This window comes from Undibacterium hunanense (genome assembly GCF_014284335.1).
GTDB classification, from domain to species: Bacteria; Pseudomonadota; Gammaproteobacteria; order Burkholderiales; family Burkholderiaceae_D; genus Undibacterium; species Undibacterium hunanense.
The window spans coordinates 1-513 of record NZ_JACOGF010000047.1 but is presented as its reverse complement, the minus strand read 5'-3'; the positions used below and the strand labels follow the sequence as shown (position 1 = coordinate 513).

Annotated in this window: 1 protein-coding gene; it reads right to left on the bottom strand. The window is 56.1% G+C overall.

Annotation, left to right across the window (positions count from 1 at the left end; all coding sequences use genetic code 11):
* Positions 1-513, bottom strand: a 513-nt coding sequence (locus H8L32_RS27250) for a hypothetical protein (protein WP_408058972.1), incomplete at both ends; no start/stop codon positions are given.

Genomic DNA, 513 nt, shown 5'->3' with positions numbered 1-513 from the left:
TGAAGGTGTCGTTGCCTTTGCCGCCGATGACGGAGACGTCTTGGGTCTGACCGGAGGTGTCTGCTTTACCAGTGGTGAAGAAGCCATTGCCGAGGTTGATGGTCAGGTTGCCTGTGAATGCGGATGCATCTACGGTAGCCAGACGACCGGAGGCTTGCAGGATGCCGCCCTGGTAGTTGACGGATTCGATGGTACCAACTGCGCCGTTGACGACGTTTGTTGTGGAACCCAGGTTCAGGTTGGTGTTGCCAGTGATGATGACTTTACCGGCTGTGCCTGTGTCCATTGGCAGGTTGAGTGTGCCGATGAAGTTATTGGCGCCTGTGCTGTTGACTGTGAGTGTTTCATAGCCTGTGCCGCCTACGCCATTGGCGGAGGAACCAGAGGTGTTGCCACCGATGTTGACTGCACCAACTTGTACGTCAGACAGGTTCAATGCACCGACGTTGGCACCTGTCAGTACGCCTGTACCGAAGGAGAATTCAACGACGCCAGCCTGGTTGGCGTTGGAGC